The 16,390-nt window shown below is 58.9% G+C and carries 14 protein-coding genes and 1 pseudogene; 7 read left to right on the top strand and 8 right to left on the bottom strand.

Annotated features, from left to right (window positions below):
* Positions 1 to 605: 605 nt before the first annotated feature.
* The 5 genes from ACOYNV_RS19900 to ACOYNV_RS19880 all read left to right on the top strand — a co-directional run bounded on the left by ACOYNV_RS19900 (position 606) and on the right by ACOYNV_RS19880 (position 4,904).
* Positions 606 to 1,601 carry a 2-hydroxyacid dehydrogenase gene (locus ACOYNV_RS19900; protein WP_422901555.1) on the top strand — a complete coding sequence of 332 codons (996 nt, stop codon included), beginning with the start codon at positions 606 to 608 and terminating at the stop codon, positions 1,599 to 1,601.
* A gap of 171 nt (positions 1,602 to 1,772) precedes the next feature.
* Positions 1,773 to 2,393 carry a carbonic anhydrase gene (locus ACOYNV_RS19895; RefSeq protein WP_422901554.1) on the top strand — a complete coding sequence of 207 codons (621 nt, stop codon included), beginning with the start codon at positions 1,773 to 1,775 and terminating at the stop codon, positions 2,391 to 2,393.
* 209 nt (positions 2,394 to 2,602) lie between these two features.
* Entirely contained in the window at positions 2,603 to 3,070 is a 468-nt protein-coding gene (locus ACOYNV_RS19890) for a PAS domain-containing protein (RefSeq protein ID WP_422901553.1), read from the top strand.
* A complete protein-coding gene (locus ACOYNV_RS19885) occupies positions 3,033 to 3,458 on the top strand; it encodes a hypothetical protein (protein ID WP_422901552.1) in 426 nt (141 codons plus the stop codon). Before ACOYNV_RS19890 ends, ACOYNV_RS19885 begins: the two co-directional genes overlap by 38 nt.
* An 84-nt stretch (positions 3,459 to 3,542) precedes the next feature.
* Entirely contained in the window at positions 3,543 to 4,904 is a 1,362-nt protein-coding gene (locus ACOYNV_RS19880) for a GntP family permease (protein WP_422901551.1), read from the top strand.
* 267 nt (positions 4,905 to 5,171) lie between these two features.
* Here the strand turns inward: ACOYNV_RS19880 and ACOYNV_RS19875 are convergent, their stop codons facing one another.
* From ACOYNV_RS19875 to ACOYNV_RS19855, 5 genes are all read right to left on the bottom strand, one after another.
* Positions 5,172 to 6,647, bottom strand: a complete 1,476-nt coding sequence (locus ACOYNV_RS19875; protein WP_422901550.1) for a DUF294 nucleotidyltransferase-like domain-containing protein — start codon at positions 6,645 to 6,647, stop codon at positions 5,172 to 5,174.
* A complete protein-coding gene (locus ACOYNV_RS19870; protein WP_422901549.1) occupies positions 6,628 to 8,820 on the bottom strand; it encodes an exonuclease domain-containing protein in 2,193 nt (730 codons plus the stop codon). Before ACOYNV_RS19870 ends, ACOYNV_RS19875 begins: the two co-directional genes overlap by 20 nt.
* Positions 8,821 to 9,189 (bottom strand): response regulator transcription factor, encoded by a 369-nt coding sequence (locus tag ACOYNV_RS19865; RefSeq protein WP_422901548.1) that lies wholly within the window; start codon positions 9,187 to 9,189, stop codon positions 8,821 to 8,823.
* A gap of 201 nt (positions 9,190 to 9,390) precedes the next feature.
* Positions 9,391 to 12,159, bottom strand: coding sequence for an ATP-binding protein (locus ACOYNV_RS19860; protein WP_422901547.1), 2,769 nt, complete (start codon positions 12,157 to 12,159; stop codon positions 9,391 to 9,393).
* Positions 12,160 to 12,168: 9 nt separating this feature from the next.
* Positions 12,169 to 12,369, bottom strand: a complete 201-nt coding sequence (locus ACOYNV_RS19855) for a hypothetical protein (RefSeq protein WP_422901546.1) — start codon at positions 12,367 to 12,369, stop codon at positions 12,169 to 12,171.
* Between the two features lie 128 nt (positions 12,370 to 12,497).
* On the opposite strand from ACOYNV_RS19855, the gene ACOYNV_RS19850 reads away from it, so the two are divergent.
* Positions 12,498 to 13,415 carry a fructosamine kinase family protein gene (locus ACOYNV_RS19850; protein WP_422901545.1) on the top strand — a complete coding sequence of 306 codons (918 nt, stop codon included), beginning with the start codon at positions 12,498 to 12,500 and terminating at the stop codon, positions 13,413 to 13,415.
* 12 nt (positions 13,416 to 13,427) lie between these two features.
* On the opposite strand, the gene ACOYNV_RS19845 is transcribed toward ACOYNV_RS19850, so the two are convergent.
* On the bottom strand, positions 13,428 to 14,003 hold the full coding sequence (locus ACOYNV_RS19845; RefSeq protein WP_422901544.1) for a flavin reductase family protein: 576 nt from the start codon (positions 14,001 to 14,003) through the stop codon (positions 13,428 to 13,430).
* A gap of 126 nt (positions 14,004 to 14,129) precedes the next feature.
* Between ACOYNV_RS19845 and ppgK the strand changes: the two genes are divergently transcribed.
* Positions 14,130 to 14,909, top strand: a complete 780-nt coding sequence (gene ppgK, locus ACOYNV_RS19840; RefSeq protein ID WP_422901543.1) for a polyphosphate--glucose phosphotransferase — start codon at positions 14,130 to 14,132, stop codon at positions 14,907 to 14,909.
* 623 nt (positions 14,910 to 15,532) lie between these two features.
* Here ppgK and ACOYNV_RS19835 read toward each other — a convergent pair.
* Together ACOYNV_RS19835 and ACOYNV_RS19830 are read right to left on the bottom strand one after the other, a co-directional pair.
* Complete coding sequence (locus ACOYNV_RS19835) at positions 15,533 to 16,081, bottom strand: REP-associated tyrosine transposase (RefSeq protein ID WP_422901542.1); 549 nt, start codon at positions 16,079 to 16,081, stop codon at positions 15,533 to 15,535.
* 100 nt (positions 16,082 to 16,181) lie between these two features.
* Positions 16,182 to 16,390 (bottom strand): annotated as a pseudogene (locus ACOYNV_RS19830) (hypothetical protein); the annotation flags it as partial.

Genomic DNA, 16,390 nt, shown 5'->3' with positions numbered 1-16,390 from the left:
CGACACGGACTCTCACCGTGCTGTTTGCGCGCCTTCACGGGCGCACTCATTCCGGGCTTGACCCGGAATCCAGTTCGTTTATCAAATAGGTCTTTTAACCGAAGTTTAACAAGCGACAAAAAACATCTTTCTTAATCAACCAGTTACAGCGTACTGGTGTTTTATTTGATCATTTTGCTCGTAAATATGACTTTAGCTAGTGCACTTTGAAACCCCTGTGAATTAAATATTGCTCAATAGAACATCAATATCTGTAATTTTCCGAATTTTTTGGCGTGTCTTTCGCCAAAATCAGAATCTACCAGAGAAATTCTGATTATTTTATGGCACTACGTATTATTTTGGCACTACAAATCAATTTTTTAGGTATGCGAATTGGATAGTAACAAATAAACAATGGCTTGCAGATGTAACAACAGGGCAAAAACAGTTAAAATGACAATGGTTTGTTAAAGACCGGTTAACATCTTGATCAGATGGACGAATCTGGATTCCGGCCTTCGCCGGAATGACGGTGGATGGTTAGAATAAATTTACTCAAGGTGCTTGAGTCGGTTTGAACGTAGTTTCACCATTGGAATAAATGCAGCCTTTTGGAGCCTCGAATGAAAATTGCCGTATTCAGCGCCAAGCGCTACGACCGTGACTTCCTGAACGCCGCCAATGCCAGCGCCGGTCACAAACTTCGCTATTTCGACGACCCCCTGGACCTGGAAACCGTGGCCTTGGCCGCTGGCTGCGAAGCGGTCTGCATCTTCGTCAACGATACGGCCGATGCTGACGTACTCGAGGCGCTGGCGGCTGGCGGCACGCGTCTTGTTGCCTTGCGCTGCACCGGCTTCAATAACGTTGATTTGAAAGCGGCAGAACGGCTCGGGCTCAAAGTAGTCCGGGTCGTCACCTATTCGCCCTATTCCGTTGCCGAGCACGCCGTTGCCCTGCTGCAGGCGATCAACCGCAAGATTCACCGGGCCTACAACCGGACGCGCGATTCCAACTTCGCGCTCGATGGATTGATGGGTTTCGACCTGCACGGCAAGACAGTGGCCGTTGTGGGAACCGGCAAGATCGGGCGCGTGTTTGCCCGGATCATGCTCGGCTTCGGATGTGAAGTGATCGGCTACGACAAGTTTCCATCGCCCGAATTCGAAGCCCTCGGCGCCCGCTACGCCAAGGTTGGCGAGATTGGTGAAACGGCGGACATCATTTCGCTGCATTGCCCGCTGACGCCTGAAACACACTACATCGTGAATGCCGAGACGCTGGCCCGCGCCAAGCGTGGCGCGCTGCTGATCAATACCAGTCGCGGCGGATTGATCGACACCGAGGCCGCCATCGAAGCGCTCAAAAGCGGCCAACTGGGCGGGCTGGCCCTTGATGTTTATGAGCAGGAAGCCGATCTTTTCTTCCGCGATCTGTCCAGCACCATCGTTTCCGACGACGTTTTCCAGCGCCTGCTTTCCTTCCCGAATGTGATCGTTACCGGTCATCAGGCGTTTTTCACCGAGGAAGCGATCACCACGATCAGCGAAACAACCATTCAGAGCGTCACCGAGTTTGCTGACGGGCAACCGCTGTCCAACGAGATCAAGATTTCCTGAGAGCCTGAGAAAAATTCATTTCAGCCTAATCTCCCCACTCGTCACCCCGGCGAAGGCCGGGGTCCAGTTCGTCTATCTTATTGATTTCATGAATATCAGAGGTACGCACTGGCTCTGCACCCCAAGGGCCTCTGAGTGCGTCATTCACGAATTCCATAAAGGCACAAAGTCATGATTCTCGACCACCAAGGCTCGCTTCAATACAGTGCCGATGAGGCCCTGGCGCGGCTGAAAGACGGCAATCTGCGCTTCATCCGAGGCGAGGCGCGTTTCCCGACATTGCAAAGCGAGGTGCTGGCTGAACTGGCCAAGGGGCAACAGCCTTTCGCCACGATTCTGGGCTGCAGCGATAGTCGCGTGCCGCCGGAGTTCATTTTCGACTCCGGATTCGGCGAGCTGTTTGTCATCCGGGTGGCGGGTAACGTGCTGGGCCCCTCGATCTTCGGCACCCTTCAGTATGCGAGCCTGCATCTGCACACGCCGCTGTTCGTGGTGCTCGGCCATGAGGGATGCGGCGCAGTGAAGGCGGCCATCGCTTCGCGCTTTGAAGGCTCCCGGCAGGCCAGCCGGATCGAGTTGCTGCTGGAACAGATACTTCCGGCACTGGACGGCCTTGACCCTGACATGCCGCCGACCAAACTTCTCGGCGCGGCCGTTGAAGCCAATGTGCGACGAACCATGCACCGGCTGCTTGAATCTGCGGAAGGAAAGGCCGGTGTGACCGAGCGCGGCATGAAGCTGGTCGGTGCCATCTATGAACTCGATAGCGGCCGGGTTCGCTTTCTCGACTGAGAGGTTGTGAAAAAAATCAAGAATCCATGGCCCGTTGCTTGGCTACGCGCCCGCAAAGACGGCGCGAAGCCTCACTGAAGAGGGACCAAGGGGAAAAGAGTTTGCCGACAACTTTTCCTGAAGATCGTACTCAGGGTGGAAATCCGCGCCATGATCGTTTGCGATCCTCTTTTCGGACTTATCATTGAACGACACAAGGAGTCCGCCCGATGTCGCAAACCCGTCTGCCCGATTTGCTGTTAGACAACGAGCAGATTCGCCACCGCTCGATGCAGTCCCTGTTCGAGAGTCTGGAAAACCTCTGCGAAGGCACGGTGGTCGTAGACCGCGAAGCCCGCATCGTCTGGATCAACGAGCGCTACGCCAGTCGCCTGGGCGCCATCTCGGCCGCCGATGCCATCGGACGCCCTATCGAGGACATCATCCCGAGCAGCCTGATGCGCGAGGTGGTCACCAGCGGCCAGCCGATCCTGCTCGACCTGCTGGAAACCTCCGACACCACTTTCGTCGTCACCCGCATTCCGATCAAGGATGACAACGGCGAAGTGATTGGCGCCGCCGGTTTTGCCTTGTTCGATCAGGTTCAATCGCTGAAACCCTTGTTCGCCAAACTGGAAAGGATGCAGCGCGAGATTGCCAATGCACAGAAACGACGAGCCGATGGGCATGCGCGATGACATGCTGTCATTGCCGCTTGAGCAGCGCCTGGCCTTCGACGAAAAACACAACCTGTTCTTCGTCAATTTCGCCGGTCTCATCGTGCGCAGCCGGGAGGATATCGAAAACATCCGCAGCGTGATCGAAGCCCGGCTGAAGCCGCTGGGGCACAAGGTTTATACGATCGTTAACTACGACAACTTGACCCTCAACCCTGAATTGCTCGACGCTTACATGGATATGGTGCGCGACCTGGTCGAGCGTTTCTACATCCGCGTCACGCGCTACACCACCAGCACCTTCACCCGTGCCCGCCTCGGCGACGCGCTGGCCGAGCGGGACGTTACCCCGCACTTTTTCAACACCTCCGAGGAAGCGCTAGCCCAATTGCAAAAATCGGCCGAATAACCAAAACAATTTCAGTCACCCCAAAAACTCCAACGGAGGTCAAAAAATGAGTTTCTGATCGTACTCGCGTCCTTGTGTTTCCTGATGTTCGTCGCCTACCGGGGCCACAGCGTCATCCTCTTTGCTCCGGTCGCCGCGATGGGTGCTGTATTGCTGACCGACCCCAGCCTGGTCGCGCCGATGTTCACCGGCCTCTTCATGGACAAGATGGTGGTCTTCGTCAAGCTCTACTTCCCGGTCTTTCTGCTTGGCGCCATCTTCGGCAAGGTGATTGAACTTTCCGGCTTTTCCAAGGCCATCGTCGCCGCCGTGATCAAGCTGATCGGACCATCACGAGCCATGCTGTCCATCGTCATGGTCTGCGGCATTCTCACCTACGGCGGTGTTTCACTGTTCGTCGTGGTCTTTGCCGTTTATCCCTTCGCGGCGGAAATGTTCAAGCAGGGCGGCATTCCGAAGCGTCTGATACCAGGAACCATCGCCCTCGGCGCCTTCACCTTCACCATGGATTCGCTGCCCGGTACGCCGCAGATCCAGAACATCATCCCGACCACCTTCTTCAAGACCAACATCTACGCCGCCCCCGTACTCGGCACCATCGGCGGGATTTTCATCCTGATCGTCGGTTTGCTCTACCTGAACTGGAACCGTCGCAAGGCGGCGGCCGCGGGTGAGGGTTACGGCACCAATCTGGTCAATGAACCCGAGCCTTTCGACGAAAAGGAGAAATTGGCGCATCCGCTGATCGCCATCCTGCCGCTGGTCATGGTCGGCGTGATGAACAAGGTATTTACCGTCGCCATCCCGGCGCTCTACGGGGAAAGCGTTTCCTTCATTCCGGCGGTTATCGGCAAGGTTACCCCGGTGGTCCAGCAAACCAAGGCGGTCGCCGCCATCTGGGCGGTCGAGGGTGCCCTGCTGATCGGTATCGCCACCGTCCTGATCTTCGGCGGGAAGGTGGTCCTCACCAAGTTTGCCGAGGGCAGCAAGGCGGCAATCGGCGGCGCCCTGCTGGCGACCATGAACACCGCGTCCGAATACGGCTTCGGCGCCGTCATCGCCGCCCTTCCCGGCTTCCTGGTCGTCGCCGATGCGCTGCGGGCGATTCCCAACCCGCTGGTCAACGAAGCGATTACGGTCACCGTGCTGGCCGGCATCACCGGCTCGGCTTCGGGCGGCATGAGCATCGCGCTGGCCACCATGTCGGAAACCTTCATTGCCAACGCCGCGGCCGCCGGCATTCCGCTCGAGGTCTTCCACCGCGTTGCGTCGATGGCCTCCGGCGGTATGGATACGCTGCCGCACAACGGTGCCGTAATCACCCTGCTGGCGGTGACCGGGCTGACGCACCGTCAATCCTACAAGGACATCTTCGCCATCACGGTGATCAAGACCGCGGCTGTCTTTGTCGTGATCGCCACCTACTACCTGACCGGACTCGTATAGCCAGCAGCATTGCTGCGCCATGCGAGCGTTTTCATTTCAAAAGATGCGCCCGGTTGGTGACGGCGATATAAATGATCATGCCTCTGTAGCCCGCATAAACAGGCGATCTACGAGCCATGTCGCTGAAGAGTGGCGTATTTAATGGCTTTCGTGGTTGATGCCTTGGAGAACGCCGATTGGAGAGCTTTCCAGGATTCCGCGTGCGCAAAGAAAAGAATTTGCGCACCCTACCGGGCTGAACGTCAGAATGAAGAAACCTTTATGCCGCTACGAAGCTGCATATTTCCTTACCAGCCGCTGCTGCAGGTTGCGTGCCTGCTTCAACGATTCTTTGAGGATATAGCGGTCGAGTTCGTGCAGATGATCGGGATTGACGCGGTTGGGTGCCGCTTCGCTGTTGCCATTGACCTGCTGCTCCAGTCGCAAGCGCTGGATGTGATAGAAGGCGTCGACCAGCGCCGCGGTTTCGTGCGGCAGCATGCCGCAGGCGGCACGCAGGCGCTCGACGGTGTTGGTATCCGGCACACCCTTGGCCAGGGCGTAGATGCGCGCCGCATCGACGAAGGGGCGCGCGCCATGCAGCTTGAGGTCGATGGTGTGCGGGAATTCCTTGTTGCCGTCGTAGCGAAAACCTTGCCACCAGTTGAGCGGTGACTCCCATTCAAGGGTATTTTCGACCAGCGCACGCAGAAAAATCGGATAGTCGCTGGATCTGGCTAGCAGCCATTCGCGCAATTCGCTGGCCAGCGAGTCCTGCCCGTAGAGCGCGCGAAAATCGAAAAAGATAGTTGAATTGAGCAAGGCCTCCGGATGCCCTACCGACATCCAGTCGCCGAAAGCCGACTTCCACTCATCGAGCGACAGGCACCAGTCCGGATTGCTGGCCATGATGTTGCCTTTGCACAGTGGGAAGCCGCAGGCATCGAGCGCCACATTGACGGCCTTGGCAAAAGGCAGAAAGGCCTGGCGCAGGCTGGCCGCCTCGTCATCCGAGGTAGCGACGAAGATCAGGCCATTATCCTGATCGGTGGCCAGCGTCTGTTCGAGTCGCCCTTCCGAGCCGAATACCAGCCAGCACCAGGGTACGTAAGGCAGTTCGAAATGGCCGGCGGTCAGCTCGATCACTTGCAAGGTAAGCAGGTCGTTGAGCGCCGAAATGCGCTGGCAGATGGCTTCTGGTCCGACGCGCTCGGCCAGCAACTGGATGGCCAGGCTGCGCACGCCGGTCGCCAGGGTAGCCAGTGTTTCGACATCCCTGGCCGCCAGAATGGAAGCCACCAGTTCCGCAGCGCGGGCGCCGGGATGAGCGTAAAGATCGGCCTGCGAAACAACATTGAAATAGGTGCCGTCAGCCTCGGTCACCACCAGATGGCGGACACCGCGCCGGACCATGACGACGCTCGCCTGGTGCGCGGTGGCGTCAGCAGGCAGGGTGATCAGGCCGCCGGTCATGATGACGGCGATCGGCGCTTCGAGATCGCCGGCTTCGATCGCAATGCGGCGCAGCACGTCGCGCAGCGTCACGATGCCGAGCGGCACATGGCTGGCCTCGTCCATTACGACAATCGCGTCGATGTGGGCGCTATCCAGCTTGAGCAAGGTCTCGCGAACGCTGGCCGACGGCGGCACGGTAAGCGGCGCGCCGGATGCCAGCTGGCGCAGGGTTGAGTAGGACGAAAGGGGCGCAACGCGCAAGCTGGTGCCAGCTATTGGTTTTATGGTGTCAGTACTGGATTCGGGCATGGTAGGTCCTTTCGCTCGCTTCGCGCGCCTGGCGCAGGGTATGGATGCCCATCCCGGCAAGCAGCGGCAGCATTTTAAGAAAGATTTCGCCGGTCACCATGGCATCGCCGAGCGCTGTATGGCGGCCGATGACCGAGACGCCCAGGCGTTCGGCGATGGCTTCGAGGCGATGCGTTTCCTGGTTGGGATGCAGTACGGCAGAAAGCAGCAGGGTGTCGAGAACCGGCTGCTCGAAACGCAGGCCAAGGCTTTCCTCCTTCAACTGCAGGAAGCGCATGTCGAAAGCAGCGTTGTGCGCAAGCAATACGGTATCGGCACAGAAGGCGTGAAAAGCGGGCAATACGCTATCGATGATCGGCTGCCCGATAAGCAGATCCGGCGTGATGCCATGGATGCTGATCGATTCGCGGGACAACAGGCGCTGGGGATTGATTAGTTGATCGAAGCATTCGTTGCGCAGCAGTCGGCGATTGACGATGCGCGTGGCGCCGATCTGGATGATTTCGTCGCCTTCCGAGGGTTGCAGCCCGGTCGTTTCCGTGTCGAAAACGGTATAGGCCAGTTCGCCCAGCGGCCGATCATCAAGCGCATGGGCGGAGGCCGACCAGCTAAAAATATCGAAATCATAAAACTCCGGGCGGCTACCCAGTGGCGCGAGTGAACTGTTGCGCGGCACTTCCCTGGGCGCCTCGACGGCGGGCAGCATGATGCGGAAATAGGCGCGATGCGAGACGCGCTCGCGCTGAAACCAGATCTCGCCGTTGCAGCGATCGACCACATCACGAATGGAAAGCGGCGTCGCCTCGCCGGCGGTATTCATCGACGCCAGTTGCCAGTCCATCGCCGTTTCATTATTCATGAACGTGCCGCTCCAGATCAGATCGAGCTGCGCCAGCCGCCCGCCGCGCGACAAGGCGAGACGCACCTCGCGGATCCCGTATTCGTCCTGCAGGCGCGTGGCCAGGAAGGACAGCGCTTGCAGCAAGCCGAAACTGTCGATCCGCAGCCACAGGCTTTCATCGACGCTATCGATCTTGACGGCGAGCGTGCTACGTTCGGCAATGCGGCGAACGGCGGCGTTAACCAGTTCGATGCCATGCATTTCTTCCAGCGGCCAGCGCACGCGCAGGTCGTCCGAAAAGGCATTGGCGGCCTGTTCAAGGTGCTGCGAGAGAAGCCGCGCTTCGTCGCGAATGACGCGCAGAAAACGTTCGCGCTGTTCCGGCAGCATGTCGTCAAAATCGGAAAGCGTCTCGGCCGCCGCGCGAATATTGCCCAGGGGGCCACGACCGCCCTCGGTCAAGGTCTGGATCAGCGCATCGCGCCGGGCATCGCGCTCATTGGCGGTGGTGATGTCATCGAGGATCAGCACAAAGCCGGTCATTGCGGCGCCCTGCCCCGTGCTTGAGCCGCTTGAGCCACCTGCGGCGGCGGTCAATACCGGCGACATGTGGGCCAGCAACAGCCGGCCGGCGCGCGTTGCGGTAACAAACTGTACCGACAGTCCTTCGCTGTCGCTACCCAGTCTCTGCTGCAGCCGCTCCATGGCGTGGGCGATCAGGCTGTGGTCGAACAATGGGTAGATCGAGCGGCCAAGCCCGAGCAACTCACCGCCCGTCACTTCCGGACCGGTGCACAACTCCTGGTGTGCCCGCTGGTTGTAAAGCAGCACCCGGCCATCGAGATTGCAGACGATGACACTCTGGTTGAGTTCGGCCATCAGCGCGGCGAGGCGGCTGCGCTCATTTTCGAGCGAGACTTGCGCCTCGTGCACGCGCGCAGACACGTCGCCCGCCAGCAACTCCCGGTCGGCGGCCAGCCGGTTGATCGCTCGCCCGAGCACCTGCAGTTCGGCCGAACCATACTCGCCAAGGCGAACGCTGCCGCTGCTCACCAGCGCATCGACCTCCTCGGCCATGCGCAAGGTGGCGCGCAGATAGCGCCCGTGCAGTTCGAAGACCACTGACCCGACCAGCACGCAACTGAACATCGTGAGCAACACCATACCGACGATGCGCCCTTCGCTGGTCGATGGATCCTCGACCACCGCTTGCACCCCTTCGACGGCCTCTGCGCCCCCGAGAAGCAGCAAAGCCGCGGCGGCGGCAATGAGGGCGACGACAAAAAAGCAAGCCGCCGCCGTCGCCAGCACAAGCTTGCGCGCAGGACTCACTTACATTCCCAGTAAAGAGCGGACCTGGGCCACCAGTTCCTTGGTCGAAAAAGGCTTGGTCATGTAGGCATTGGCGCCAAGCCCCAAGCCCTTGCTGACCTCGGTTTCGCGCCCTTTGGCGGTGAGCATCAGAACGCGCATGCCGGCCAGTTCAGGATCGGCACGCAAGGCCTGGCAGACATCGAAGCCGTTCATCTTCGGCATCATCACGTCGAGCAACACGAGATCCGGCTTTTCGCTACGCGCCTTGGCCAGCGCCTCTTCGCCATCGACGGCCACGACCACGTCAAAGCCCTCGCGGCGCAGCAGGAACTCAAGGGAGATAACGATGTTTGGCTCATCGTCGGCAATCAGCACTTTTTTAGTCATGGTTATTCCGTTCGAAAATGAATTGCATAAACCTAAAAACCGCAGTTCAAACCACGGCGACACGGCGGACACGGCGAAAAGCCACAGTTTTTCAGGATTTAATGGCTCACCCAAAGGGTGAATCATGAAAATATTGCAAGCCATTGTTTTTACGCTGTGTTCGCCGTGCCGCCGTGGTTAAACAGAGTTTTCTGGGATAAATTACATGCTGGCCTTTGATGCACCGCTTAGCACTTTACCAGCCAAGGCGAAAGGCAAGAAAAAACGGAAAGTGGCACCTTCACCCGGCACGCTTTCGACCCACAGCCGCCCGCCGAAATGTTCGATGATGCGCAGGCTGATCGGCAGGCCGAGGCCGGTACCGGCCGGCTTGTCGGTCATCGTATCGCCAACCTGGCGAAACCTTTCGAAAATGATCGGCTGATCCTCTGCCCGGATGCCCGGCCCGTTGTCGGCAACACTCACTTCCAGGCCGGTTTGCTGTGCCTGCAATGAGACCCGCACCCAGCCATCTTGCGGCGCAAGAAACTTTACCGCATTGGAGAGCAGATTGAGCATCACCTGAATCAGCCGGTCGCGATCGGCATGGATCAGCGGCAGATGCTCCGCCAGATCGAGTTCGATGCACGCACCCCGCTCACGGAAAAGCTGGCTGGTCGCAGCCACCGACTGTTCGACGAGCTCCTTCAGATCAACCTCGGTACCGTGCCAGTCGGCGTTGCCCGACTCGATCTTGGCCAGATCGAGCGTCTGGTTGACCAGCCGGGTCAAGCGCTCGGTTTCGCTGACCACCAAGCCGAGAAAGCGCTCACGGTCGGCCAGGTCCATGTCCGGATCGTCGCGCAGGATCTCGGAGAAGGCACGGATCGAGGTCAGCGGTGTACGCAACTCGTGGGTCACCGAGGACATGATGTCGTCCTTGACACGGTCGAGTTCCTGCAGACGTTCGTTGGCCGCCTTGAGTTCTCGCGTCGCCGCCTCAAGTTCCCGCGACTTGCGCTCCAGATCGCGACTGTAGCGGCGCAACTGCGAGGCCTCGTCGAGGATATTCATCACCTCGGAGAGGCTGAGCGGCTCCTCCTTGGCCACCGAGGCCACCATGACGCGCGCCGAGGCACTGCCAATGGCGCCGGCCAGCAGCGATTCGGAAAAATGCACCAGCTCGGCATCGGCTTCAAGCAATTCAACGCGCTTTCCGCCATGCTTGCGGGCATAGGCGGAAAAGGCCGATTTGGCGCGTTCCGGTCCGAGGAAACGCCCGACCAGGGTCTGCAGGTCGCTGACTTCGGCCTGCCCTCGCCACAGTGAAGCGCCAACCGGCCGCGCATGCTTCAGGGCGTCGACAAAAAGCCGGGCCTGGCTGGCTTCGGCCGCCGTTGGCGGACGCATGATTGAAACGGCCACATAGGCCCCGATGTTGGCGAAAAAGCTCCAGAACAGGCAGTGCGAAATTTCGTCGAGCCCGGTCAGGCCAAACAATTCCTGCGGCCGCAGCAAGCCGATGCCGAACGGCCCCTGCGTCAGGAAATCGGCACCCAGCCAGCCCGATTTGGCAAATGACGGCAGCAGCAAGGTATAGCCCCAGACCATGAAACCGGCTAACAAGCCGGCCAGGGCGCCGTCGCGCGTTCCGCTCCGCCAGTACATGCCGCCAATCATCGCCGGAGCAAACTGGGCCACCGCCGCAAAGCTGATCAGCCCGATGGCGACCAGCGCGTAGGCTTCGCCGGCCAGACGGAAGTAGAGGTAACCAAGCAGCAGGATGACTACGATCGCACCGCGCCGGATACCAAGCAGCAGTCGCGAGAGGTCTTTCGATTCTTCCAGCCCCAGCGCTTTGAGACGCAGCAGCAGTGGCATCACCAGATCGTTGCAGACCATGGTCGACAAGGCGATGGTTTCTACGATGACCATGCCGGTCGCCGCCGACAGGCCGCCGATGAACACCAGCAGCGCCAGCCCCTCCTGCCGCTGCGCCATGGGCAGGGTGAGCACGAAGGTGTCGGCATCGACGCCCTGCCCGGCAAAATGCAACAGGCCGCCAAGCGCAATCGGCAGCACGAAAATATTGATCAGCAGCAGGTAGAGCGGGAACAGCCAAGCCGCACGTTTTAGATGCGCCTCGCCAACATTTTCGACAACGGCAATCTGGAACTGGCGCGGCAGGAAAAGAATGGCCATGCCGGACAGCAAAGTCAGCGAGAACCAGCCGGTATAGCCCTGCCCGGTGGGAATGGCGGCGGTCAGCAGGCGCAACTTTTCATCGTCCGCGACATGATCGAAGATATCGGCAAAGCCATCGTAGAGTCCGTAGGTAACAAACAGCCCGACCGCCAGAAAAGCCACCAGTTTGACCACGGACTCCAGAGCAATCGCCGCCACCATCCCTTCGTGGCGCTCGGTGGCGTCAAGGTGGCGAGTACCGAAGACGATGGTGAACGCCGCCAGGATCAGAGCAATGTAGAAGCTCATGTCGGCGAATACGGGGAGAGTAACGCTGCGGCCGGGCATGACGATTTCCGGGTAATGCAGCAGCAGGCTGACGCTGCTTGATACGGCCTTGAGTTGGAGGGCGATGTAGGGGACGATGCCGACCACGGCGATGATGGTGACCAGCCCGCCGAGCAGGTGGCTCTTGCCGTAGCGCGAGGAGACGAAGTCGGCAATCGAGGTAATCCGGTTGGCCTTGGCGGTGCGGATCATCTTGAGCAGCAGGAACCAACCGAGCGCCATGACCAGCGTCGGCCCGAGGTAGACCGGCAGGAAGCCGATACCCGACACGGCAGCGCGGCCGACGCTGCCGTAGAAAGTCCAGGTCGTGCAATAAACGGCCATCGACAGCGCGTAGATGGTCGGGCTGGCGATGATCGAACGTCCCTCATCGGCGCGTTTGTCACCCCACCATGCGACGGCAAAGAGCAAGCCGAGATAGAACAGCGAGGCGGCAAAAATAGCGGGGCCGTTAAGCATTGTCGTCGCCTACTCGGCTGGGCGTTCGATAAACCAGGCCATGACGGCGATCAGGCCGGCCCAGGTTGAAAACACGTAGGCATAAAGCAACGGAATGCCGAACAGATCGGCGCCGCGATCAAAAAGAGAAAGCACCGGGTAATTGAACAGCACGCAGCCGCAGAGAAATGCGGCCACCAGTCGCTCGCCAGTCAGTGTTCTGCTTTGCATTGTCCGCCCCTGCCTTGATGGTTGTTGACGCTAGTTTGCATCACTCCGCCCCGCTTGTGCCACTCTCATTGATTATCGCATTGGTCTAAGCGGGGTAAGATCATGATGCCTGTTTCCGGGAAGCCACCATGAGCCACTATGAAAAGCAACTGGATTCCACTCTTTGCAATAGCCTGAACGAGGTTATAAGTCATTTCTGTGGATCAACCTGTCGCATCCAGCAAATAGACAACGTTGGCGGCGGTTCGATCTCGCGCGCCATGATTATTCGTACTGAGGGTGCGCGCTGGTTCGTCAAACTCAACAGCGCCGATCTCCATGAAATGTTCGAGGCTGAAGCGGATGGCCTGACAGCCCTGGGCACCTGCCCGGCGCTGCGCGTGCCGCGTGTCGTCGCACATGGGGTGAGCGGCCAGCAAGCCTATCTCGTTCTTGAGTACCTGAATCTAACGCCATTGCATGGAATGAAAGCGGGAACAAGCGCCGGTCACGCGCTCGCCAAACTGCATCGAATCGAGGGCGACCAGTTTGGCTGGCAGCGCGACAACTTCATCGGCAGTACGCCGCAACGCAACACCCGACGGCGCTCCTGGCCCGAGTTCTATGCGCACCAACGGCTTCTGCCACAGCTTGAACTGACCAAGCGCAACGGGCACAGAGGAAAGCTGATCGCCGACGGCGAGCGTCTGGTGGAGAAACTGCCGCTGCTGTTCGTGGACTACCAGCCGAACATCAGCCTGCTCCACGGAGACCTCTGGCATGGCAACGCGGCAGTGGACGAATCAGGCGCCCTGGCGCTGTTCGATCCGGCGGTGTATTACGGCGACCGCGAAGCCGATCTGGCGATGACTGAGTTGTTCGGAGGCTTCCCCGAAAGTTTCTATGCCGCCTATCGCGAGGCCTGGCCACTGGCTGACGGGTTTGAACTGCGCAAAGTGCTTTACAACCTTTATCACGTGCTCAATCACCTCAATCTGTTCGGAAGCGGCTACCAGCAGCAGGCCAATACCATGATCGGCAAGCTGCTGGCGGAAATCGGCCGCTGAAATCGGCAACCTTTATTGACTTGCTTCCGGACACTCAAACGCATCGCCGGTTTCAAAAAACGTTCCGCCGGCCTGATAGTGAATGGTTCTCCTACTGGCCTCAGGAAAATGCCAGCGGCCCTCGGAAAAAACCTCCGGATCAGCCCAGGCAGCTACAACCTCGGCAATGAACAGATCGTAGCGATTCTGATTGCCAGGTTCGGGAATCACCCGGCACTCCAGCCATGCCGCACAACCCAGGATCAGCGGTGCACCGATCTGCGTCGCCGCGAAGGGTTGCAGACCCGCTTGCGCAAACTTGTCACACTCCCGACCGGACAGGCTGCCGACGGCAAGAACCTTCTCGGCGAGGTCTCGACAGGGAATGTTGAGCGCGAACTCGCCCGATGCATCGACCAGTTCGCGAGTCAGTGTCCGGCTGTCGATAACCAGCAAAACCTTGGGCGGATCAAAATCGAGCGGCATCGACCACGATGCCGCCATGACGTTGGCCCGCCCACCGTAGACGCTGCTCACCAGCGTAACGGGGCCGTGATTAAGTAACAGATAGCTGTTCGCCAGAGCGACGGTTTGTAGTTTCTTGTTCATGGCTGGTACCTCCTTTCAGGGTGAAGCATATCGCGTTGTGCACTCCTGTTGGCTGCGTTGAATGCTCCCAAAGCCTTCAAGATAGGCTAGCATCGGGTCTCGGAACATTTTCCAGCGGAGATAATTGTGCAAATATTGGGCATTGATGTGGGTGGAACGGGTATCAAGACTGCCATCGTAGACACCACAACCGGGTTGCTGCTTAGCGAGAGAAACCGGATCGCAACGCCCCGTCCGGCCACACCCGAAGCGATTGGGAAGACACTGAAAGCAGTCGTGGATCAACATCATTGGTCGGGGCCGATCGGCATTGGTTTTCCTGCGGCCATCCAGCACGGTATCGCCCGCACCGCCGCCAACATCGACAATTCCTTTATCGGCATGCCGGTTGCAAAATTCTTTTCAGAGCAGACCGGCTGTCCGGTTTATGTGGCGAATGACGCTGATGTCGCCGGTCTGGCGGAAATGCGTTTCGGTGCCGGCAAGGACCACGCCGGCGTGGTGCTGATCGTGACCATCGGTACCGGCTTGGGCACCGCGCTCTTCATCGATGGTCACCTGTTCCCCAACACCGAACTCGGTCACCTTTACCTTGAAAATGGCATTGAAGCCGAACGTTATGCTTCAGAGTCCGTGCGTGTCGTCAACAACCTCAAATGGAAGGAATGGGGTCCGCGCTTCAACCGCTATCTCACCACCCTGGAGAGCCTGCTATGGCCTGATCTGATCGTGCTCGGAGGTGGCGTCAGCAAAGACCTGGGAAAATTCTCGCCGATGATCACCACCAAAGCGCCGGTCGTTGCCGCCAGTTTCCTGAATCAGGCCGGGATAGTTGGTGCCGCGCTGTTTGCCGAGGAACAATTGAAAAATGGAGGCGACATTCAAAGCATGGATATCAGTATTTAAGTGCTTTCTGAAGATTGCTCTTCGTAAGTTTGGAAAACAGGCAGCGACCCCGCCACAACACCCGTCAACAGGCGATCATGGCACGGCATGCCTGAAGAGCCGCATAAACATTGGCTCTCAGGGCACATGAATTAAAGACGCCCGTCCTGCCTGCCTCACAGGCCTGTTGAATATGGAATCCTGCTCGAGTCAGGCGCGGCGGGCCCCAACAACGCCAGACACGGTGGTCGCCGCAACAGGTAGGGTGGATAAGCGAAGCGCATCCACCGCGATGTGTCGCCCTTCTCGCAGCGAGCCTCGCCGAGCTTGCTAGCTAATCAAGAAAAACAATCGTTATCGTCCCCTATAAACTTCGGTTACGATGGGCGTCCCTTATTATTACGGGTTACACGACACTCAGGTCGTAGCACGCCGGGTTGGCAAAGCGCCCGATTGGCGAACGCGGTTCGCGGGTTGCCAACAACCATCAAGACAGCGCCGCCCTGTGCCCGCGTGCGGTTTTGTAGGGTGTGAAACGCGAAGCGTTGCGCACCTCCAGGCGGATCAAAAGCACATCGATGCACGCGGGGGATTCCGCGTGCGCAAAGAAAAGAATTTGCGCACCCTACCGGGCTGATTATTTATTATTCGTCAAACGCGTAATCCGAAAATGGCTTGTCGCCCCCAGCCCAGTCGGGTGGGTAGATGCCCGAACGTACCAGGCGGTGAAAAGTGGAATGCGGCCAATCGGCCACGGAACGGACAAGGCCATGCTTCACCGGGTTGAAGTGCGCGTAGTCCATGTGCACCGCGAAATCGGCATCGTCGCGAATTTGGTGTTCCCAGAAACGGCGTTGCCAGATTGTCGATTCGCGGCGTGCCACGCGTGAAGCGTTGCGCCAGTCCGAGCGTTCATAGCCAGCCACCACCGCCCGCGTTACCAGGCGTTTGACCCATCCCCAGCGCACGCCAAAACCCGCATCATCAGCGTGCAATGTCCAGATCGCATGCAGATGATCCGGCAGCAGCACCCAGGCATCGATGGTAAACGGATAGCGCTCACGCACACGCAGGATGGCGTCGTGCAAAGCACGGCGCAGCGCTTCATCAGTGAGTATGGGTTGGCGACGGTACGTAACCACCGTGAAGAAAAACGTCGCCCCGGTAACGTTCGATCGTCGATAGCGTGACATAGACCATCCACGGAAAAATGAAAACCCGATTATCCCAATCCATGCCCGAGCAAAGCAACCCGCAAGGTTGGCAAACGCGAATAGCGGGTTCAAACAACCATCAAGACATCGCCACCATGCGCCCGCGTGCGGTTTGGTAGGGTGTGAAACGCGAAGCGTTGCGCACCACCCGGTGGATCGAGCACGTCGGCGCGAGGGGATTCCGCGTGCGCAAAGAAAAGAATTTGCGCACCCTACCGGGCTGGATGATGTGGATCGGCACGTTGGGGAGGGTGAGACGGGCGCGGCGAGGCATGGGCGACTCCGGAG

The organism is Propionivibrio sp. (assembly GCF_049316945.1).
In the GTDB taxonomy this organism is placed as follows: Bacteria; Pseudomonadota; Gammaproteobacteria; order Burkholderiales; family Rhodocyclaceae; genus Propionivibrio.
Note: the sequence above shows the minus strand (reverse complement) of the source record. Positions and strands in the feature narration are given on the sequence as shown.